The organism is Lysinibacillus telephonicus, assembly GCF_003966145.1.
In the GTDB taxonomy this organism is placed as follows: domain Bacteria; phylum Bacillota; class Bacilli; order Bacillales_A; family Planococcaceae; genus Ureibacillus; species Ureibacillus telephonicus.
Genome location: NZ_RXNR01000048.1, coordinates 1 through 21,701, shown reverse-complemented (window position 1 = coordinate 21,701; position 21,701 = coordinate 1). Strand labels below are relative to the sequence as shown.

Annotated in this window: 20 protein-coding genes and 1 other annotated feature; of the genes, 15 read left to right on the top strand and 5 right to left on the bottom strand. The window is 35.9% G+C overall.

Annotation, left to right across the window (positions count from 1 at the left end; genetic code table 11):
• Window positions 1-118 precede the first annotated feature (118 nt).
• Window positions 119-1,519, bottom strand: a complete 1,401-nt coding sequence (pdxR, locus tag EKG35_RS14755; protein ID WP_185807775.1) for a MocR-like pyridoxine biosynthesis transcription factor PdxR — start codon at window positions 1,517-1,519, stop codon at window positions 119-121.
• A gap of 107 nt (window positions 1,520-1,626) precedes the next feature.
• On the opposite strand from pdxR, the gene pdxS reads away from it, so the two are divergent.
• The 3 genes from pdxS to serS all read left to right on the top strand — a co-directional run bounded on the left by pdxS (window position 1,627) and on the right by serS (window position 4,794).
• Window positions 1,627-2,511: a pyridoxal 5'-phosphate synthase lyase subunit PdxS gene (gene pdxS, locus EKG35_RS14750; protein ID WP_126295318.1), complete on the top strand. Its 885-nt coding sequence runs from the start codon at window positions 1,627-1,629 to the stop codon at window positions 2,509-2,511.
• Complete coding sequence (gene pdxT, locus EKG35_RS14745; RefSeq protein ID WP_126295317.1) at window positions 2,511-3,116, top strand: pyridoxal 5'-phosphate synthase glutaminase subunit PdxT; 606 nt, start codon at window positions 2,511-2,513, stop codon at window positions 3,114-3,116. Before pdxS ends, pdxT begins: the two co-directional genes overlap by 1 nt.
• Before the next feature lie 94 nt (window positions 3,117-3,210).
• Window positions 3,211-3,423: a binding site (T-box leader), on the top strand.
• A 90-nt stretch (window positions 3,424-3,513) separates the two neighbouring features.
• A complete protein-coding gene (gene serS / locus EKG35_RS14740) occupies window positions 3,514-4,794 on the top strand; it encodes a serine--tRNA ligase (RefSeq protein ID WP_126295316.1) in 1,281 nt (426 codons plus the stop codon).
• 62 nt (window positions 4,795-4,856) lie between these two features.
• Here serS and EKG35_RS14735 read toward each other — a convergent pair whose 3' ends face one another.
• Window positions 4,857-6,083: a serpin family protein gene (locus tag EKG35_RS14735; protein ID WP_126295315.1), complete on the bottom strand. Its 1,227-nt coding sequence runs from the start codon at window positions 6,081-6,083 to the stop codon at window positions 4,857-4,859.
• 210 nt (window positions 6,084-6,293) lie between these two features.
• Window positions 6,294-7,610 (bottom strand): short-chain fatty acid transporter, encoded by a 1,317-nt coding sequence (locus EKG35_RS14730; RefSeq protein WP_126295314.1) that lies wholly within the window; start codon window positions 7,608-7,610, stop codon window positions 6,294-6,296.
• A 222-nt stretch (window positions 7,611-7,832) separates the two neighbouring features.
• Here EKG35_RS14730 and EKG35_RS14725 point away from each other — a divergent pair, with 222 nt between their 5' ends.
• From EKG35_RS14725 to EKG35_RS14685, 9 genes are all read left to right on the top strand, one after another.
• Window positions 7,833-8,540 carry a CoA transferase subunit A gene (locus EKG35_RS14725; protein ID WP_126295313.1) on the top strand — a complete coding sequence of 236 codons (708 nt, stop codon included), beginning with the start codon at window positions 7,833-7,835 and terminating at the stop codon, window positions 8,538-8,540.
• 2 nt (window positions 8,541-8,542) lie between these two features.
• Window positions 8,543-9,184: a 3-oxoacid CoA-transferase subunit B gene (locus EKG35_RS14720; RefSeq protein ID WP_126295312.1), complete on the top strand. Its 642-nt coding sequence runs from the start codon at window positions 8,543-8,545 to the stop codon at window positions 9,182-9,184.
• Window positions 9,185-9,285: 101 nt separating this feature from the next.
• Window positions 9,286-10,014, top strand: coding sequence for an AAA family ATPase (locus tag EKG35_RS14715; protein ID WP_126295311.1), 729 nt, complete (start codon window positions 9,286-9,288; stop codon window positions 10,012-10,014).
• An 89-nt stretch (window positions 10,015-10,103) separates the two neighbouring features.
• The gene (locus EKG35_RS14710) at window positions 10,104-11,261 is read left to right on the top strand and encodes an aminotransferase A (protein WP_126295310.1); all 1,158 of its coding nucleotides are present in this window, start codon (window positions 10,104-10,106) and stop codon (window positions 11,259-11,261) included.
• 118 nt (window positions 11,262-11,379) lie between these two features.
• A complete protein-coding gene (locus EKG35_RS14705) occupies window positions 11,380-12,087 on the top strand; it encodes a GNAT family N-acetyltransferase (protein ID WP_246020403.1) in 708 nt (235 codons plus the stop codon).
• Between the two features lie 46 nt (window positions 12,088-12,133).
• Window positions 12,134-12,658 (top strand): phage tail protein, encoded by a 525-nt coding sequence (locus EKG35_RS14700; RefSeq protein WP_126295309.1) that lies wholly within the window; start codon window positions 12,134-12,136, stop codon window positions 12,656-12,658.
• A 28-nt stretch (window positions 12,659-12,686) separates the two neighbouring features.
• Window positions 12,687-13,181 (top strand): phage tail protein, encoded by a 495-nt coding sequence (locus EKG35_RS14695; protein WP_126295308.1) that lies wholly within the window; start codon window positions 12,687-12,689, stop codon window positions 13,179-13,181.
• A gap of 19 nt (window positions 13,182-13,200) precedes the next feature.
• On the top strand, window positions 13,201-13,737 hold the full coding sequence (locus EKG35_RS14690) for a phage tail protein (RefSeq protein WP_126295307.1): 537 nt from the start codon (window positions 13,201-13,203) through the stop codon (window positions 13,735-13,737).
• A 20-nt stretch (window positions 13,738-13,757) separates the two neighbouring features.
• A complete protein-coding gene (locus EKG35_RS14685) occupies window positions 13,758-17,555 on the top strand; it encodes a cadherin-like beta sandwich domain-containing protein (protein ID WP_126295306.1) in 3,798 nt (1,265 codons plus the stop codon).
• A gap of 151 nt (window positions 17,556-17,706) precedes the next feature.
• Here the strand turns inward: EKG35_RS14685 and EKG35_RS14680 are convergent, their stop codons facing one another.
• Together EKG35_RS14680 and tadA are read right to left on the bottom strand one after the other, a co-directional pair.
• Window positions 17,707-18,243 carry an SF0329 family protein gene (locus tag EKG35_RS14680; RefSeq protein WP_126295305.1) on the bottom strand — a complete coding sequence of 179 codons (537 nt, stop codon included), beginning with the start codon at window positions 18,241-18,243 and terminating at the stop codon, window positions 17,707-17,709.
• Window positions 18,233-18,757, bottom strand: coding sequence for a tRNA adenosine(34) deaminase TadA (gene tadA / locus EKG35_RS14675; RefSeq protein WP_126295304.1), 525 nt, complete (start codon window positions 18,755-18,757; stop codon window positions 18,233-18,235). The genes EKG35_RS14680 and tadA overlap by 11 nt, the downstream gene beginning before the upstream one ends.
• A gap of 460 nt (window positions 18,758-19,217) precedes the next feature.
• Between tadA and EKG35_RS14670 the strand changes: the two genes are divergently transcribed.
• The 3 genes from EKG35_RS14670 to EKG35_RS14660 all read left to right on the top strand — a co-directional run bounded on the left by EKG35_RS14670 (window position 19,218) and on the right by EKG35_RS14660 (window position 21,414).
• Window positions 19,218-19,871 (top strand): deoxynucleoside kinase, encoded by a 654-nt coding sequence (locus tag EKG35_RS14670; RefSeq protein ID WP_126295303.1) that lies wholly within the window; start codon window positions 19,218-19,220, stop codon window positions 19,869-19,871.
• Window positions 19,855-20,523 (top strand): deoxynucleoside kinase, encoded by a 669-nt coding sequence (locus EKG35_RS14665; protein ID WP_126295302.1) that lies wholly within the window; start codon window positions 19,855-19,857, stop codon window positions 20,521-20,523. The genes EKG35_RS14670 and EKG35_RS14665 overlap by 17 nt, the downstream gene beginning before the upstream one ends.
• Window positions 20,524-20,667: 144 nt before the next feature.
• Window positions 20,668-21,414: a GntR family transcriptional regulator gene (locus tag EKG35_RS14660; protein WP_246020401.1), complete on the top strand. Its 747-nt coding sequence runs from the start codon at window positions 20,668-20,670 to the stop codon at window positions 21,412-21,414.
• The last annotated feature ends 287 nt before the right edge of the window (window positions 21,415-21,701 follow it).

Genomic DNA, 21,701 nt, shown 5'->3' with positions numbered 1-21,701 from the left:
TGAATGCTTATTTAGGAAGCCCTTTTGGTGTTAATGTTGACTATTCTTTAAAACTCGCATAATGAATCGTGTATCTTCTAATAGGGAATGATCTGTGATAGCACGAAACTAGAAAAAATTATGCTTTTCTTACACCCCAGCAAGACATTAATTGGTGGATAGCAGGTTCTATTTGTTCTAAAGGAATACCACCGAATCCGAGTAAAAAAGTTGGCCACTCTACCTCTATCGGCTTTAATACATAGTCCGATACTGAATAAACTGCAATATTAGAAAGGGCTGCCTGTATTTTTAAATCCTGTTCACTTTTTTCTATTGGTATAGAAATTAATATGTGCATTCCAGCATGATCACCTTTAATTTTTATATAAGGATAATAGGTGGACAACGTATGAGTAAGCTTATCATGTTTTTTTCGATAAATTTTCCGCATTCGATTCAAATGTTTTGAAAAATGTCCATCCTTCATGAAGCTAGCTAAAATATGCTGATCAAATCTTGGAACAGTAGCTGAATAATAGCTAAAAATTTCTTTATATTTTTGTAAAAGAGTTGGCGGCAATACAAAATAAGCAACGCGCAAGGAAGGCATTAATGATTTTGTAAAGGTGCTCATATAAATCACTTTATTATTTTGGTCCATACCTTGAAGTGCAGGAATTGGCTTTCCAATATAACGAAATTCACTATCATAATCATCTTCAATAATGTACCGGTTAGCGCTTTTGGCTGCCCATTTTAATAATTGAGTTCTTCTCGCAGCGGATAAAACGGCGCCAGTAGGGAATTGGTGAGATGGAGTGATATATACGATATTAGCATCTGTTTTTTCTAACTCATCTACAATTAAACCGTCCTCATCTACTGAAATAGGGATAGCTTTGTTTTGTAAATGAATACGTGGAATCGCAGAGTATCCAGGATTTTCGAGTGCAAACTTGGAATCCGTTTCAATTAAACGTAAAATCATCGGAAGTAAATGTTCAGTCCCAGATCCAATGACGATTTGTTCAGGTTTACATACTATTCCACGGGATTGATATAAATATTTTGCAATTTCTAAACGTAATGCATATTCACCCTGAGGTTCCCCAATTTGTAAAAATTCCTTTGAGCTATTATCAAAAAGTTCTTTTGCGTATTTCCTCCAAATAGAGAATGGAAATGATTCAGTATCGATTTTCCCTGGGTGAAAATCGTAAACAAAATGTTTTGCTTCATGTTTTACAAATGTTTGATTTACTTGTTCCTTTTCAACATATGGAAGTTCATCGATTTCTTCAACAAAAAAACCTACACGTGGCCTAGATGCAATATAGCCTTCTGCAAGTAATTGACCATATGCAATTTCAATTGTTGTTTGGCTTATATTTAAAAAATCGGCTAATTTCCTTTTTGAAGGCAATTTAGTTCCTACTTCGATTTGTTTATTAATAATTGCATTTTTTATTCCTAAATAAAGCTGTTCGTATAAGGGTTTTGTGCTATTTTTTTCAAGTTCAAAAATGAGCATGTCCATTTGACTCACTCCTAACTGACCTTATTATTTTTTGTGATATTGACTCTTTCTATATGGTCAATTTTCATTATACTAAAAATCAATAAATGTTGGGGAGGTTTTTTAAAATGAAATTAGTGGGTACAGAAAGAGTTAAACGTGGAATGGCAGAAATGCAAAAGGGCGGAGTCATTATGGACGTCATAAATGCCGAACAAGCAAAAATTGCAGAGGCTGCTGGTGCAGTTGCCGTTATGGCATTAGAAAGAGTACCATCAGATATACGAAAAGCAGGAGGAGTAGCACGTATGGCAGATCCTCGAATCGTAGAAGAAGTGATGAATGCTGTGACTATTCCTGTCATGGCAAAGGCGCGAATCGGTCATATTGTGGAGGCGCGAGTTTTAGAAGCAATGGGTGTGGATTATATTGATGAGAGTGAAGTACTGACACCTGCTGATGAAGAATTCCATTTATTAAAAAGCGATTATACAGTACCGTTTGTTTGTGGATGCCGCGATCTTGGAGAAGCTGCTAGACGTATTGGAGAAGGTGCTTCAATGCTGCGTACCAAAGGCGAGCCAGGAACAGGTAATATTGTAGAAGCAGTTCGTCATATTCGCAAAGTAAATGCACAGGTTCGTCGAGTAGTTAATATGAATAGTGATGAATTAATGACGGAAGCAAAGCTGCTAGGTGCACCTTATGAAGTTCTAGTCGAAATTAAAAAATTAGGCCGTCTACCTGTTGTAAACTTTGCGGCCGGTGGTGTTGCTACACCAGCAGATGCGGCTTTAATGATGGAGCTTGGCGCGGACGGTGTATTTGTAGGGTCAGGTATTTTTAAATCAGAAAATCCAGAGAAATTTGCTCGTGCTATTGTTGAAGCAACAACACATTACAAAGACTATAAATTGATTGCAGAAATTTCTAAAGAACTTGGTACACCTATGAAAGGAATTGATATAGCTGAACTCCATGATAGTGAACGGATGCAGGAGCGTGGTTGGTAATGTTAAAAATAGGGGTGTTGGCATTACAGGGTTCGGTTAGAGAGCATATTCAACAAATACAGAAGGTTGGTTGTGTTGCAGTTGCTGTAAAAAGTACAGAAGATTTAAAAGGTTTGAATGGACTTATTTTACCTGGCGGGGAAAGTACTGCAATAAGAAAATTATTAGATCAAAACAATTTGTTAGAGCCAATTAGAACATTAGCTAAGGAAGGAATGCCTGTTTTCGGGACTTGTGCTGGTTTAATATTACTAGCAGGTAAAGTAGTAGGATGTGAATCACCTCACCTTGGTTTAATGGATGTTGTTGTTGAGAGGAATTCATATGGAAGACAGGTTGATAGCTTTGAAGTAGAGCTTTCTATAAAAAATATTGGTCGGAACATTCCAGCAGTTTTTATTCGAGCTCCACATATTGTTTCTGTAGGGCAAAATGTTGAGATTTTAGCTACTTTTGATAATCGAATTGTACTCGCTCGTGATCGTCATTTTTTAGGATGTTCATTTCACCCAGAGTTAACTGAAGATGTTCGAATAATTAAATACTTCGTTGATATGATACAACAATTCAATCACACTTCACTTGCAAAATTGGACGGCATATAGTACTCTATGGGTAAATTTATTTCTTTTTTCTGTTGCTTCATTGCGACTTGAAAGAAATGGCCTCGTACTGAAAATAAATGAGGCATAATATATGTTAACGTCGATGATAGGAAGTAGTAACAAGCACGTTTTTTTAAGAGAGTCAGCGGGTGGTGGAAGCTGATAAAAGCACTTGTGAATCCGTCCTTGAGTTGCCGAGCTGAATTCGCAGTAGGCTCAGGCCGGTTGAAAAGCCGTTATTTGATAAGTGGATTAGATGTAGGTCTAATCAATTAGGGTGGCAACGCGGGTAGCTCTCGTCCCTTTATAGGGATGAGGGCTTTTTTTATTTTTTTCTATAAAAATAGAGAAAAATTTACTTTTTATAATCGATAATCAAAATAATGGAGGAATTAACATGTTAGATATTAAGCGTGTCCGTGATAATTTTGAAGAAGTAAAAAAAATCCTTCTCACACGTAACGAGGATCTAGGAAATTTAGACGAATTTGAAGAATTGGATGCAAAACGCCGCGAGTTAATAGCAAAAACTGAAGTATTAAAGGCTGAACGCAATAAAGTATCTGAACAAATTTCTGTCATGAAACGAAATAAAGAAAATGCAGATGAAGTAATCGCCCGCATGCGTCAAGTTGGAGAAGAAATTAAAGAACTGGACTCTGAACTGCGTGAAGTAGAAGAAAAGTTTGAATATATGATGATGCGTCTGCCAAATATTCCTCATGAATCAGTTCCCGTAGGTACTACGGAAGATGATAATGTAGAGGTACTAAAATGGGGAGAGTTGCCAAACTTTGATTTTGAAGCAAAACCTCATTGGGATTTAGCAACAGATTTAGAAATTGTAGATTTTGAACGTGCTGGTAAAGTAACAGGTAGCCGTTTCGTATTTTATCGTGGTTTAGGTGCACGACTTGAACGTGCTTTAATGAGCTTTATGATGGATTTACATGCAGAGGAACATGGATATGAAGAAATGCTGCCACCTGTCATCGTAAACCGTGATAGCTTAACAGGTACAGGTCAGCTGCCTAAATTTGAAGAAGATGTATTCAAATTAGTAGACACTGACTATTTCATGATTCCAACTGCAGAAGTACCTGTAACAAACTTCTTCCGTGATGAAATTATTGACGGTGATATTTTACCAAAAGGTTTTGCTGCATACAGTGCATGTTTCCGTTCAGAAGCAGGTTCTGCTGGCCGTGATACGCGCGGACTTATTCGCCAACACCAATTCAATAAAGTAGAATTAGTTCGTTTTGTAAAACCTGAAGATTCTTATGATGAATTAGAAAAATTAACTAGTCATGCTGAAAAAGTACTTCAATTATTAGGTTTACCATATCGAAAACTACTAATGTGTACAGCTGATCTTGGTTTTACTGCAGCGAAAAAATACGATTTAGAAGTTTGGATGCCGACGCAAAATATGTACCGTGAAATCTCTTCATGTTCAAACTTTGAGGATTTCCAAGCTCGTCGTGCCAACATACGATTCCGTCGTGAACAAGGAGCAAAACCTGAATATGTACACACATTAAATGGTTCTGGGCTTGCAATTGGCCGTACAGTTGCAGCGATTTTAGAAAATTACCAACAACAAGATGGCTCTGTTGTGATTCCAGAAGTTTTAAGACCATATATGGGTGGAAAAGAAGTAATTGCACCAAAGTAAATTTTGTTTTAATTAAAAAAAACCGAGCAACATCTACTTTTTGTAGACCTAGCTCGGTTTATTTAATTTTTTGGACTTGAAATAGAACCGAGGAATAAAATCATCCCCGTTTCATCATCTACAATTGAAAAAATGAAGGGATGGTTTACATTCATATAAAATGAATCAGAGATAATTGCAGATTCTGTTACCACCTCTATTGATGTTGCTGCAGCTGCTTCTGTTCCTTTTTCATTAACATCAATGTATGTTTTTTGCTTCACTTTGCTAATCCATAGTGGAACGCTTTCTTGTATCATGTTTGAGAAATCAGCATCTTTTTCAAATGCAGTTGGCATCCCGAGCATTTTTAAAGCATCATTCAATTCAATCTCATACTCTAGCTTAAATTTAGGAAGTAGAAGAGTCCCTTCTTTTTTAGTAAACTGCGAGCTCCATTTTTGCCAATTTTCTTGTGTAAGTTCATCTTCTACTTCCTTTAAACTAACATTTTTCTTTGGTAAGAATACTTTCATACTTAATGTTCCATCTCCATAAGGAAGTGATACCGCTTGAAATAAATTATTTTCAAGATACGACAGCTCCTCCTCAAGCTTCATAAATGAAGCTGACTTAGTTTGTCCATAAAATGTATCTTCACTAGTTTGATTTTTATCAAATTCGTATTTCCAGTCTCCTTTAAAATAAATGGCATTCAGTAAGATGGACACTAAATCGGGGTCTAACGGATCTTGTACAATTTTATTTATTTTTCCATTCGTCTCTTTTTTTACCCAATTATTTATCTTCGTAACTGACTCATTATCGGTTACATTTATCTCATTAATTTCAGCATTAAAATAATCTTGCACATTGATTTTAAAATCATCTTGGAATTGATAATTTTCGTTTAACCAAATAGAATTTGCAATTGCCAATTCTACATTATCGGAAGTTTGTAATAGCCTGTTTATTAAAGAAGCATTTGCTTTATTTACTTGGTCAGTTTGCTGGCCTAAAATTTTAGCCATTTCTTCTTTTGTTTTTCCGTCTGCCCCGTTATAAACCATTGCTAATGCCATCAACAAACTTGTTGGGGAAATGAATAAATTACCCTCATTATCTTTAGGTGCCGTTGATAACAATTGAAATCCGAGAGTGTTATTCGGTTGTACTAATTCATAGTAATCATCTTCATTAAACTCTGCGTTACTTAGGATTTTCGAACTTGAGGTATCATCTTTAGTTCCACAGCCTATTAAAGAAATACATAATAAAGTGATCATCATGGTAAAAAGTAGTTTCTTCATATTGTTCACCTCCCTTTCTAAATTTGACTTTTCAAAAAGGGAAAAGTTACAGAAAAAGAGGATGTTTCATATGAAACATCCCATTTCTGCGACGAAAGGTAAAGCAGACAATCGCATTATCTATGCTGGAGTGGAAGTATTTTCATGTAAAGAAAACTACCCCAGAAGTTCGACATACATAATTTAAAGTATATTTTAAAATCCAAGTTATCAGAGGAATAAAAGTCCAACGCTAATAATAATTCCAGTAAAAATAAGAACGAATAAGCAGAATCCCATAATATCTTTTGCTTTTAATCCGGCAATGGCTAGTGCTGGCAATGCCCAGAACGGTTGAATCATATTTGTCCAAGCATCGCCCCATGCAATTGCCATAGCTGTTTTTGCAGTATCTGCATTAATAACGTTTGCAGCTTCTAGCATAATAGGTGCTTGAACTGCCCATTGCCCTCCACCTGATGGAACAAAGAAGTTTACAAGACCAGCAGAATAAAACGTAAATAAATAGAATGTAAAGTCATTTGAAATACTTATGAACCATTGTGAAAATACAAATGCTAGCCCAGAGGTTGTCATCATGCCCATAATTCCCGCGTAGAATGGGAATTGGAATACGATGCCGCTTGTTGTTTTTATCGCTTGCTGAGCCGCTGCTAAAAAACGCTGCGGTGTTCCATGTAAAATGATACCTAAAATAATAAAAATCGTATTGACGATATTTAAATCGAGAGCAAAACCTTTTGTCGTAAAATGATAAATTAAATATGAAATGCCAATAAGTCCAATTAATATTGTTAATAAAGAACTTCTTTCTGTCCAAGAAGCAAATGTTCTTTCTGCTGGGGGAAATTTTTGCTCCTCTTCTATTAATAAACTTGGGTCTACTTCTACCACATTCTCCTCTTTTGGCATCATCCATCGATTAAATAATGGCAATGTAAATCCGATAACGATGACGATAAATAAGTTATAAGGTGAGAAAATGGTATTTGAAGTAGGAATAACACCGCCCATAAGCTCTTCAAATGGATGTCCTTCAGTTGCTATAGAAAGTGGGATAGATCCTGCAAGTCCTCCATGCCAAATAATAAACCCTGAATAGGCACTAGCGATTAATAAACGATAATCAACTTTTTTTACATGACGTGCTATTTCTTTTGCAAATAAAGCCCCAATAACTAATCCAAAGCCCCAGTTAATCCAACATGCAACAAGAGATACAAATGTAACAATCATGATTGCACTGCTTGGCTTCTTAATTTTACTAGCCATAGATGACAAAAACCGTTTGAAAACGGGACTATTTGCTAAGATATGACCTGCCGCTAATACGACGACCATTTGCATTGTAAAGGATAATAATCCCCAGAAGCCGTCTCCCCAATACACAACCATATCTAATGGGGATGAAGGCGTTAAAACGACGCCTAATAATAAAACTAAAACGGTTAAGATTGCTACAAAAATATAAGGATCAGGTAAACATTTTTCCATTATCATATTTGAAAGCTTAGTTAAAAATTTCATTGTTCCAATCTCTCCCTTCGTTTTATTTTTGAAAGATACCGAAAAAGTATTTTCAAGAGAATAGTATGTTTTGAATGATGCATTTATTTCGTTAATAGAGAAATTTAGTCCTCATAAGAGTTTAAAAGATTGACTATACGTTTTAAGAGCGGGATTAAAAACATACATATTAATAGGACAAGGTTAATTGCCTATTTTATTAGTACTAGGAGGTAGACATATATGGCAAATGAGAAGGTATGGACATCATTTGAGGAAGCAGTTTCTGATATTCATGATGGTGCTACATTAGTTGTTGGCGGTTTTGGATTAAGCGGCATTCCAGAAAAGAGTATTGCAGCATTGCAAAAAAGAGGGACTAAAAATTTAACGATAGTTAGTAATAATTGTGGTGTTGATGATTGGGGACTCGGTCTGCTTCTTGCAAACAAGCAAATAAAAAAGATCATTGCATCTTATGTTGGAGAAAATAAAATTTTTGAACAACAATTTTTAAGCGGAGAGTTAGAAGTTGAGTTAACTCCTCAAGGAACGTTAGCTGAACGTATTAGAGCTGGTGGTGCTGGAATTCCCGCTTTTTATACACCAACAGGAGTTGGAACGCCAATCGCTGAAGGAAAAGAGACAAGAACTTTTGATGGGAAAGAATATTTACTTGAAAAGGCGATTATAGGAGATTTTGCTTTAGTAAAAGCTTGGAAGGCAGATAAGCTAGGCAATCTTGTATATCGAAAAACAGCTCGAAATTTCAATCCTATAGCAGCAACAGCAGGAAAAATTACCATTGCAGAAGTTGAGGAGATTGTGGAAGTTGGAGAATTAGATCCTGATGAAATTCATACTCCTAGTGTCTATGTGCAGCGTGTTATCCTTGTTCAAAATTATGAAAAACGAATTGAACGATTAACAATCCAAACAAAGGGGGTATAATCATGCAAAGTGCGAGACAGCGAATTGTTCAAAGAGCAGTTAAGGAAGTAAAAGACGGCATGAATGTAAATTTAGGTATTGGTATGCCTACACTTGTAGCAAATGAGATTCCTCCCAATGTAAATGTGTTATTACAATCGGAAAATGGCATGCTTGGCATTGGACCATATCCAACGGAGGATGAGGTAGATGCAGATTTAATAAATGCAGGGAAGGAAACAGTGACTGCTGTTTTAGGTGCTGTATTTTTTGATAGCGCCGAATCCTTTGCTATGATTCGTGGAGGACATATTGATTTAGCTATTTTGGGAGCCATGGAAGTTTCTGAAAAGGGAGATTTAGCAAACTGGATGATCCCAGGAAAGATGGTAAAAGGAATGGGTGGCGCCATGGATCTAGTTGTAGGAGCTAAAAAAGTTATTGTCATTATGGAGCATGTATCCAAGCATGGTGAATCGAAAATAAAAAAATCCTGTACATTACCTTTAACAGGAAAAAGCGTTGTACATCGTCTAATAACTGACCTGGCGGTATTTGATTTTACAGATGAAGGAATGGTATTGATTGAAACAGCAGATGGGGTTACGGTAGATGAAGTAAAAGAAAAAACAGAGGCTTCGTTTACTGTAGCCTTCAATAGTTAAGATAGGGCGAAATTCAAAAGACTTTTAGAATTATAGTTTAGTTAAAACAAAAATAACCAGATGAATGTTACAATATTGGAAAAAACAGAGGTTGTGAAATAATGTTTTTAAAAAGAGTTGAACTTCAGCATGAATTGATTCCAACATATAAGAAATACCCATTCTCAATCCCTTCTATAAAAAATTTGCATCAATTGAATTTCGACAACAATGTAACCTTTTTCGTAGGTGAAAATGGTTCGGGAAAGTCTACATTGCTGGAAGCAATTGCAGATAAATGTGGCTTTAATACAGCAGGCGGCGGACGCAACAACTATTATAATGTGCCATTTTCTAATTCCTCACTTGGGGAATTTATTCGGCTGTCATGGCTGCCAAAAGTAACCGATGGATTCTTTCTTAGAGCAGAATCCTTTTATAATTTTGCTACACATATTGATGAAATAGGAGCGGAGGATATACGTGTCTATAACGCTTATGGCGGCAGCTCTTTACATGAGCAATCCCATGGAGAATCGTTTTTATCGCTATTTTTAAATCGCTTTAGAGGAAAATCAATTTATTTATTGGATGAACCGGAGGCTGCACTATCACCGCAAAGACAACTCTCGTTTTTAAAAATTATACATGACCTAGCATCAGAGGGAAATAGCCAATTTATTATTGCTACACATTCACCGATTCTTCTAGGTTACCCGGATGCTACAATCTTTAGTTTTGATGAGGGGACAATATCCGAGGTTGAATTTGAAGAGACGGACCACTATAAAATTACGAGATATTTTCTAGAGAATCGAGAAAGGTTCCTTCGAGAAATCTTCGGGGATTAAATTGTGGGCCCTTAGTTTCGATAATGTTTTATAATAAACTAAATGAAATATTTCGATAATACTGAAGTATATGAGAAGGAGCCAATATAGTGGAACATTTAATTTATAAAAATTTAAAGAAAATTGAGCTTTCTGGCATTCGCAAGTTTACCAATATGCTCGTTGATTATCCAAATGCTATTAATCTAACAATTGGCCAACCAGACTTTCCGACACCTATGCATGTGAAAGAAAGGGCAAAGGATGCAATTGATCAAAACTATACATCCTATACTCCGAATGCAGGTATTTTAGAATTACGTAGAGCTATCACAAAATTTTATGAAGAAAATTACGGACTATGTTATAACCCACAAGATGAAGTTATCGTGACACATGGTGCATCCGGAGCGTTAACGATTGCATTAAGAACAATTTTAGATGAAGGCTGTGAAGTAATCTTATCTGCCCCAGCTTATCCGGGTTATATCCCACTAATCGAGCTTTGTGGTGCGGTTCCAGTTTGTGTTGATACAGCGGAAACAGATTTTGTTTTAACAGCTGGGTTAATAGAGAAGCATTTAACAGAAAAAACAAGATGTATTATCCTTCCTTCTCCAAGCAATCCAATCGGTTCGGTTATTGATGAAAAGGAATTAGAAAAAATAGCGTTATTAATGAAAGATAAAGAAATATTTATCATTTCAGATGAAATCTATAGCGAGCTCATCTACGAAAAAACGCATAAATCCATTGCTTCCTATGAAGGAATGAGAGAAAAATCGATCGTAATTAATGGAGTTTCAAAATCTCACTCAATGACAGGGTGGAGAATTGGCTATACTCTTGCACCTAGCTATATAACAAAGGAAATGACGAAATTAAACGGCTATTATATTAGTTGTGCAACGAGCATTAGCCAATATGCAGCTCTTGAAGCGTTGACAAATGGATTAAATGATCCTATTGAAATGAAAAAAGAGTATCAGGAACGTAGAAATTACGTATATAAACGCCTTATTGAAATGGGGATTGATGTTGTAAAACCTCAAGGAGCATTTTATATTTTCCCATCTATAAAAAATACAAAAATGACATCCTTTGATTTTTGTATTGCGTTATTAAAGGAGCAAGAGCTTGCTACTGTGCCGGGAAGTGCATTTTCGGATGCTGGAGAAGGCTATATTCGTCTTTCGTTTGCACAACCTTTAGAAGTGTTAGAAAAAGGAATGGATCGCTTAGAGAAGTTTATGGAGAAATTTAAATAAATAAATGTTAAAAAGTCGAATTCATTTAGTTAACTGCGCCCCAATTGTTAGACACACATAACAATTGGAGGTGTATTTTTTATGGTGAAATTTAAAAATAGAAATCGTAAAAAAATATTTGGAAGGTGATGTTCTAGGGAAAAACTTTGCTAAATCTATTGGTGTGCATCTGCTCCATCAATGGATTAAACACTTACCAAAGATAAGATTATTGAACAATAGTTTTCAGTATAAATTTTTAATAATTACCAAACTATTAACAAAAAATTTAACCAAATATTTACTAAGTTATGGTAAAGTATCCATAAAGTTATACCCTTTATACTTGATAACAAGGAAGAGAGTGATGCCTTTGGTTTTAAAGGTTGTGAATTGTACATCTGAGGATGAGTCTTTTATGTATAAGTTGTTTGTTTCTACAAGAATTCAGGAATTTACATTGTTACATTTATCAGAAAAGCAAATCCAGTCTTTGTTAAAAATGCAGTATGATGCACAAAAAAATTCTTTTCACACTCGATTCCCTAACGCAACTTACGAGATGATTTACCTTGAGGGTGTACGCATTGGTAGGATGATTACTGATAAGAAAAGGCATTGTATTCATTTGGTTGATATTTCACTTTTACCGGAGTATAGGGGGAAAGGATATGGAACGGAAATAATTAAAACTATACAAAAAGTTGCAATTATGGAAAGGATGGATGTCACGCTATATGTATTACAAGGAAATCCTGCTCAAAACTTGTATGAGCGATGTGGTTTTTATGTTATCGAGAAAGTAGATCCCTATTTAGCTATGAGATTTGATGTGGTGCAAAAATAATTTAAATTATTTAAATTTTCCGAATGTTGGAAAGGAGTGTCTTTTAATGAGTGAGTCATATGTAGGGGAGATCCGAATGTTTGCAGGGAATTTTGCCCCGAATGGTTGGGCATTTTGCAATGGACAAACATTAAATATTTCTGAGAATGAGGTGCTGTTTGCCTTAATAGGAACGACATATGGTGGAGATGGACAAACTACTTTTAATTTACCCGATTTAAGAGGACGTATTCCAATTCATGTGAGTCCAAAATATCCATTAGGTGTCTCAGGTGGTACAGAAAAAATTACATTAACCGAAAGTCAAATCCCAAATCATAAACATCCTGTTCACGCTACATCAGCAAATGGAAATGAGCCGTCACCAAGCAATATGCTATGGGCGGTAACGAGTGGATATTCGAACTACTCGAATGATAAAAATTCTAGTGGAAATCCACTTCCTACAGTTCCAATGAGTTCAACTGCTGTTATGTCTATGGGAGGGAATCAACCGCATGAAAATATGATGCCTTCATTACCTATTTCTTTCATTATTTCACTATATGGGAACTTCCCACCACAGCCTTAATACTAAGAATAATAAGGAGGATTATTTTATGGCAGAACCATTTTTAGGTGAAATTCGATTATTCTCTATTAATTATGCACCCGAGGGATGGGCACCTTGTAATGGACAAATGCTTCCTATTAATACCAACCAAGCTTTATATTCTCTATTAGGAAATGTGTATGGAGGAGATGGTGTTACAACTTTTGCTCTACCAGATTTGCGCGGACGTGTGCCTATACATGTTAGCCCCTCATACCCACTTGGAGTTAGTGCAGGTGAAGAGACTCATACATTAACAATAAGTGAAATGCCTACTCATCATCATCAAGTTCAAGGATCATCAACCCCCTCAGAAGCAATTTCTCCTCAAGGAAATGTATGGGCAAATCACAATGACTTATATGCATCAGGTCCTACCGTAGATATGAATTCAGCGTCATTAACTCCAGCTGGAGGTGGACAACCGCATAATAATATGCAGCCTTTTTTAGGAGTCCAATTTTGTATAGCTATCGAAGGAATCTATCCATCAAGAAACTAAATAGAAAGAGGTAATAAATATGGCAGATGCATTTACTGGTGAAATAAGAATCTTTGCAGGAAATTTCCCTCCAAAGGACTGGGCATTTTGCAACGGTCAACTTATGAGCATTCAGCAAAATACAGCACTTTTTTCGATATTAGGTACACAGTATGGAGGAGATGGGAAAACAACATTTGCCTTACCGAATTTAATGGGAGCAGCGCCGATAGGACAGGGTATAGGACCTGGATTGACAGGACGAAGCATTGGGGCAAAAGTTGGAACGGAAACCGTAACACTTTTAGAGTCGGAAATGCCTGCACATAGTCATACACCGCAAGCAATACCGAATCCCGGCACATCAGGTGATCCGAATGGGCGAATATGGTCAGAAACGGTAGCGACAGGGAGACCGGCACAGCAACATCCACTGTATAACTCTGAAGTAAGTGCTGTTATGAGTCCTCAAGCTCTAGGCGCAGTAGGTGGCAGCCTGCCTCATAATAATATGCAGCCATTTTTAGCGGTGAATTACATTATTTGCTTGTATGGTGAATATCCTTCTAGAGGCTGAAAATTATTTGGGGGTGAATTATGAATCCATTTCATGGTATGGAAAATGAGTACAGAGGATTGAGGCGATCACGAAAAAAAAGCGGATACTTTTTTCGGATATTGATAATCTTAATTTATTTAATAACATCACTTGTATATGTACCTGCTAATGTTGAAGTGCAAGCGGCAGAGGATGGGGCGGGTGAAGTTACTTATGATTTTGGTGGTACAGTAGGGGAAAACGACAGTGCAGGTCCAGGTTTTGCGACCTTTTCTGAGATGTTTGTCATAAGTAATGGTTTTAAGGTTGATCCAGGGACAACACAATTGTATTCAACAAATTACGCGGATAGTGCTGAGGAGACGCTTATTATTAAGAAAACAGGAGGGAAAACATTTACTTTTAAAGATTTAGGAATCAGTCTCTATCATGATTCGCCTAGACTTACACTTACTAATCTTTCCTTAGTTTTAAAAGATCCCAATGGCAAAAGAATTAATGATGAAATATATTCATTGACCGACTATGAATTAGATAATGAAGAAAAGGTTACACAATTAAGTTCCCTGTTTAACGATGGGGCACAATTTAATCATGCTAATGTTGCATCAATAGAAATTACTTGGAAATTCTATAGCATTTATCCACCTTCAAACTTAAATTTTGAAAACATCACGATTGCAAATGTGAATACTACTGCAGATGATATTCCTCCAGTTGTATCAGACGGGACGATTAATACGACTAATATAAATCCAACTGATGTAACATTAGATTGGACAAAAGCGGAGGACAATATTACACCTCAAGGGGATTTGGAATATCGAATCTATCAATCTAACAGTAATAACATCGATACTGTTAATAATATAGAGGAGAATGGTAAACCTCTAGGAAGTGGTTTTTCGAAAGATTTAGCAATATTCAATGTTACTGATTTATCACCAACCACGTCCTATTATTTTAATGTCATAGTTAGAGATGCTGCTGGAAATAAATCGGCATATATGATGAAGCAAGTAACAACTTCTAGTCAAACTACAACTCCAACTGTTACAACAGATAAAGTTGTGTCTAACCTAACTCAAACAAGTGCGACTGTTGGCGGGGATGTTACATCGGATGGTGGTGCATCGATTAAAGAGAGAGGGATTGTCTACGCAGTAAGTGAGAATCCAACGACAAGTGATAGTAAGGAAACTGCATCAGGTACCACTGGAAATTTTACTACTGAACTAACTGAATTAATTCCAAATACAACATATCACTTTAGAGCGTATGCAACGAACTCTGAAGGTACAAGTTATGGAGGTAATCAGACATTCACAACAAATGGATTAAATAATAATGCGAATTTAAGTAATTTGAAACTTTCAACTGGGATACTAAACCCTGTGTTTTCACCAGGTACAACAGAATATACAACAAACGTTGCAAATAGTGTAACAAGTATAAGCATGATACCTACAGTAGCTGATAGTACGGCATTTATAACAGTGAATGGCGTACCAGTTTCAAGCGGAGAAGTAAGTGCGGATATTCCATTAACAGTTGGAGAAAACGATATTTCCATTGTTGTAACAGCACAAAATAACAGCAAAAAAACATATAGAATCACTGTTACGAGAGCACTAAGTAGTAATGCAGATCTAAGCAATTTAACCCTTTCATCCGGAACATTAAGCCCTGGATTTTCATCGGGTACAACAGAATATACAGCTAGCGTTGCAAATAGTATAACAAGTATAAACGTGACACCAACAGCAGCTGATAATACAGCAACCGTTACAGTAAAGGGTGTACTTGTCGAAAGTGGACAGGCGAGTACTGAAATTCACTTAACTGTTGGGGATAACGAAATACCTGTTACCGTAACAGCTCAAAGTGGTGATACTAAAACATATATAATTAAAATTACTCGAGCGCGAGGTAGTAAAATAAATTTAAGTAACATAACCCTTTCATCCGGAACACTAAGCCCTAAGTTTTCATCAGATACAACCGAATATACAGCGATTGTTGCTAATAGCGTAACAAGTGTAAAAGTGACACCAACAGTAGCTGATAGTACGGCATCTGTAACAGTGAATGGCTTACCAATTTCAAGCGGAGAAGCGAGTGGGGATATTCAATTAAACATTGGATCTAACGAGATAACGATTGTCGTAACTGCACAAAGTGGAGATACCAAAACATATAACATCACTATCACACGGGAAGCAAATGTTAATGCAAATTTAAGTAATTTAACCCTTTCATCCGGAACACTAAGCCCTGAGTTTTCATCAGATACAACCGAATATACAGCGATTGTTGTTAATAGCGTAACAAGTGTAAAAATGACACCAACAGCAGCTGATAGTACAGCAACCATTAAAGTAAACGACATAACTGTAAAAAGTGGAGAAGCAAGTGCGGATATTCCATTAACAGTTGGAGAAAACGATATTTTCATTGTTATAACGGCACAAGATAACAGCACGAAAACATATTTAATTAGTATCACTAGAGTAGCACCTATGACGTATACAGTAACCTATGATGGAAATGGTGCGACTAATGGAACAGTTCCAATAGATAACCAAAGATACGGCGAATACACGGATGTTACAGTACTAGATAATACTGGACAATTGGTGAAAACAAACCATAAGTTTACTGGATGGAATACGAAAGCAGATGGAACAGGAACGTCTTACTCACCAAACGACACGTTCACAATGGGAAATGGAAATATAATACTATATGCGAAGTGGACAAAGAATGGTCAATCTTCATCCAAACCAGGAGGATCTTCATCAAGTGGGACAAAGCGTAAAGCCTATATAGGAATTGGAACAAGTAATTCTAATTATACTCAAGTGGATATTATTCGTACAATCAAAAGTAACAAAAAAATTGATCAAGTTGTGTTTGATAATACTATTCTTAATAAGACATTAATGGGAGCATTAGAACAAAAACAAGATTTAATTACTATTCTAATTCATACTTTACCAAGTGACCCTGCCGATGAAGTTTTAGTTACTTTACCTGAGCAATCTACTGGTCAATTATCTACGTCTAATTTTAAGTTAAGAATTGAAACAGAGGATGTGTCGATTCACTTACCTAAAGAATCCATACAGAGTATAAGTGGAAAGAAGAAGGATCTTTTCTTCCGTATCATCCCAATTCGAGAGGAAACTGAGCAGCAAGATATATTTGAAAATGCTTTAAAAGCAAAAGTAGTTAAAGAAATTGCTGGGGATAAGGAAGTTAAAGTGCTCAGTAGACCGATGACGATAGAAACAAACTACCAAGATCTAAATGCTATCTTAACATTCCCATTAAAAGAAATACCATTGCCAAGCAATCAATTCGAAAGAGAAAAATTTTTAAAGTCCTTAGCTGTATTTATTGAACATAGTGATGGAGAAAAAGTGGTACAAAGAGGAAACATAAAATATGGTGCTTTAGGAGAACCAGTTGGGCTAGAAATTGAGAGTTCTAAATTCAGTACATTTACTATAATTGGATTACCTGAAAGTGATTTTGATGGCATTGAGATGGAAGCACCTCAGAAAGTTATGCAAGATAAGGTATGGACAATCACATTTAACACTTCTATTAACCCATCTACTATCACAAATAGTTCTATATATGTACAGGACATGAATGGAAACAAAGTAAATGTGAATGTGAAGTTGGTAAATTCAAAGACTATACAAGTAATTCCAATAGAGTACTATGAATCAAATCAAACCTATTATTTATACGTAACAAACCAGATTCATTCTATGAGTGGTAACCCACTTTCCGAATCATTCCGAATGTCTTTTACTATTGATAACTAATCATAGGTAGGCGAAAAGATTAGATTAGCGCGGTGAAAGTAGACTTCCAATTCCAATTTTCCCCAATTAAGTAAACGTAAATATTATAAAGACCTGAGTTCGATATTGTAATGAACTTAGGTCTTTTTTTACTTCAATAAGCTTAATAGTTTTAGAAGCCCTCTGCCTTACAACGAATAGCATAAAATTTTTGTTCTAGCGGATGCTGCAAAGTTTCCATTTTTAACAATCGGCGTTTGCCAACGCGTCTATCAAATAAAGCAAATGCTCTAGTGAATGAATCTTTTGACGACAGCGCTTCATTAATCGAGAGATTCGGGTATTCCATGAATGCTTTATATAAATGCCAGCTTTCCATAATTCCTTGTTCTATTAACTGTTGTTCTACATGATCAGAGACTTCTACTATTACGGCTCGCTCAGGAGAGTTAAACATTTCTTCCCAACTTTTACTATAAGGAATCGGCTTTAGCTTCAGCTCTTCTTTAATGTTTTCGTAAAGATAATGATGGGCCATATGAAAAGAAAGGTCGGCAGCACTAAATAGTTGATCTTTATCTAGAGTTAGCCAAACACGAGATTTGTCGTCATGGGAGTGTCGATAGACGGCAGCATGTACTTCAATCCGGCCTTTTAAAGAATCACATAAAAAGCCTTCAAGAGTCTTTTTTAATTTGCTAAACTGCACCATCAATTTCCCCTTGCTCTAATTGTTTTTTCATTTTCTTCTCTGCTTTTTTACGTTCGCGTAAATCTTTGAAAAAATCCGTCAGCATTTGACCACATTCCTCAGCTAATACACCTTCTGTTACGTCACATTCATGATTAAAGCGAGCATCGTTGAGCAATCGATATAATGAATCCACACATCCTGCTTTCATATCTCTAGCACCATAGACAACACGCGGTATTCTTGACTGCAAAATAGCTCCTGCACACATTGGACAAGGCTCTAAAGTAACATATAAAGTCGTTTCTTCTAATCGCCAGCTTCCAATAGCTTCACAAGCTTGTTGTATGGCCATTAATTCCGCGTGAGTTACTGCATTTTGTGAGGTTTCTCGCAGATTATGGGCACGAGCTATGATTTTATTTTGGTAGACAATAACAGCTCCTATTGGTACTTCACCTATTTTTGCTGCTTTTTGGGCTTCTTCAATGGCATATTTCATAAATTCTAGGTCTTTATTTAAGCTCTCCATAGCAACCTCTCCTTAGCTGCTAGTGTATCATGAAAGAAAGTTATCCCTCAATGTCTGCAGCTATAGCTTGTGGCCAAATTTGAATAAAGAGGTATATATCAAAACACCTCTCTGATATTTTTACTAACTTACATATTACAACATAATTTTAATTGAAATTCTCTTATGGGAAATTTTTGAAACGAAAAAAGTGGAGGTATTAAAGGGACAGAGGGATATGGAATAAGTTAAGAAAGACTTGGTATACCAATGGATTATTAAGACCTTTGTATATAATCTAGAATTTTTTGACCATGCTGTAACATTTACTTTTATAGTTAGTTAAGCAGGGTTAGTAAAATTTTGTATGGTCATATAATAATTACTTATATTATCTTCAATCTCTTTATCTGTTTTTCGACATGCTCATATGATAAAATGAATAGCATTGACGAATTTAGACTTGAAGGAGGGACTTCTCGTGTCTGTTCCATTTATTACAGTAGAGGGTCCGATTGGTGTAGGGAAGACGTCTTTGTCGAAGGCGGTTTCTGACTTTTTCGGCTATCATCTATTAAAAGAAATTGTGGATGAAAACCCGTTTCTAGGGAAGTTCTACGAAGATATTGATGAGTGGAGCTTTCAAACAGAAATGTTCTTCCTTTGTAACCGATATAAACAATTAACGGATATAAAGAAACATATTTTAGAGACTGGGTCGCCTGTTGTAGCAGATTATCATATTTTTAAAAATTTAATTTTTGCAAAGCGTACGTTAAAACCTTCTGAGTATGAGAAATACGTGGCGATTTATAATATTTTAACTGCAGATATGCCACGTCCAAACATGATTATCTACTTGCATGCAAGCCTCGATACATTGATGAAGCGAATTGCTTTGCGCGGAAGAGAATTTGAAAAGATGATTACCCGTGATTACATAGAGCAGTTAGCTGCAGATTACCATGAATTTTTTCAGCAGTTTGTCGTCTTACACCCAGAAATCCCAGTGATTCAGTTAAATGGTGATCATATTGATTTCGTAAAAAATGAAGAAGATTTGCAAGCAGTGCTGAAAATGGTAGAAGAAACAATACAAAAAGGAGTTCATACCAAGAATGAATTTAAGAGATAAATATAATATTCCAGCAAACACGGTTATTACAATTGCTGGAACAGTAGGTGTGGGGAAGTCAACAATGACAAAAGCTTTAGCACAAGCTTTAAATTTCCGCACATCTTTTGAAAAAGTAGATACAAACCCATATTTAGATAAATTTTATGATGACTTTGAAAAATGGAGCTTCCATCTACAAATTTATTTCCTTGCAGAACGTTTTAAGGAGCAAAAACGCATTTTTGAGTATGGCGGAGGCTTTATTCAGGATCGTTCGATATATGAAGATACAGGCATTTTTGCGAAAATGCACTATGATAAAGGGACAATGAGCCCAATTGATTATGAAACTTATACGAATTTATTTGATGCCATGGTAATGACACCTTACTTCCCACATCCTGATTTACTTGTGTATTTAGAAGGTCCTATCGATGATATTATTGCTCGCATTAAAGAGCGCGGCCGTGAAATGGAACAACAAACACCAATAGATTATTGGATTGAAATGCATAAACGTTATGAAGATTGGATTAACAACTTTAACGCATGCCCTGTATTGCGTTTAGATATAAATGACTACGATTTAATGGAAAGTCCAGAGCAAATTGAAGGTATTGTAGAACGCATTGGTTACATGCTTAAACAAACATCACGTTTAAGAAAATAGAATAAGTTTTTAATATGAATTGCCACTCTTATAAATAGGGTGGCAATTTTAATTTGTTCCTTAATTCAATCAACAAGTATTTTTGTTATAATATTTCCTAAAGTTGACACGTAAGTAATTATTAAAAATTGAAAATTGGTGAAAATGATGAGTGATAATACTGAACAAAATTCTATGCAGCCTACTAAAACAGAGTTAAAAAACATTTTATTATCATATAAAAATAAAATAAATGAAAATCGTTTGCCGCAACTTGCGTATTTAATTATTCGAAAAGCGATTAGAAATCTTCAATTGCCTCCTGGGGAGACTTTTTTAGAGCGCGAAATGACTGAAATGCTGGATATGAGCAGGACACCTGTAAGAGAAGCGCTGGTTCGTTTAGAAATGGATGGATGGATTCGACTCATTCCTCGAAAAGGATTTAGTGTTGAACCAATTATGAAAGAAAGTATTCAGCAAATATGTCAAATAGCCGAGGCGCTGGATGGTGTTGCTGCTGAACTTGCAACTTTAAATATTGATGAGGCAAGCATAAAAAAATTGGAGTCGCTCATTGATTTACAGGAAAGTTTATTATATGAGAGTAATCTAAAAGATTGGGCGGATGTAGATGATGAATTTCATAATTTAATTATCGACTATTCCCAAAATGAACGTCTGAAAAGTGTAATGGATAGCCATTCTGATCAGCTTTATCGTGCAAGAGTATATACCATTAATGATAGAGAATTACCTGCCCGCTCAATTATCGAGCATCGAGCGATTGTTGCTGCTATGAAAGCTCGAGATAGTAAGGCAGCACAAACTTTAATGCATTCGCACCGCAAACGGGGCAGTGAAGAAATTTTAGCGATTTTAGAAAGAAAGTCAAAAAATAATCGTTATTAAAAAATACGAGCATTTCTTTTAGAGCTAGCTAACGTCATCTTATAAATTAAACATGTGAATATATACTTGGATTTTTTTGAAAGACCAAATTGCGGCTCTAGTTATTAAAAAAAAATCTATTATTGGGCAATCCGAGACATTTTCTTTTTGAAAATGTCTTTTTTTATGTGTGCCAGGCATGGCAACTATCTAGGTGGTGAAAGTCCACTGTGGAGGTACACATCGACCAACCACTAAGGAAGCGCAAGGTACTTATCGCGAGATAAGGGCTGGAGGAAGCGTGGAAT